Below are 218 nucleotides of genomic sequence, written 5' to 3'. Positions count from 1 at the left end.
ACATCCTTTCTCGCGAAGGCATCTACATGAAGAAACACCTCCTTGGTGGTGTAGCTAAAGGTGCATTTGGCGAAGCTGAAGCTGAGGCTAAGTTCGAAGCTTGGAAGAACAACAAACAATCAGGTCTTGCTGCTTTGAAAGCAAAAGATGACGCTGCGAAGCAAGCTGAAAACAAAGCTCGCTTAGAAGCTGAGAAGAAAGTGAACGAAGAAAAGGCA

The 218-nt window shown here is 45.4% G+C and carries 1 protein-coding gene; it reads left to right on the top strand.

All coding sequences use genetic code 11. The features are described 5' to 3' along the window. Positions 1-26: 26 nt before the first annotated feature. Positions 27-218 (top strand): hypothetical protein (locus NG901_RS16975; RefSeq protein ID WP_252217131.1); only part of this gene is annotated, 192 nt, incomplete at its 3' end.

The organism is Clostridium sp. CMCC3677 (assembly GCF_023845585.1).
Lineage (GTDB): Bacteria > Bacillota > Clostridia > Clostridiales > Clostridiaceae > Clostridium > Clostridium aquiflavi.
Note: the sequence above shows the minus strand (reverse complement) of the source record. Positions and strands in the feature narration are given on the sequence as shown.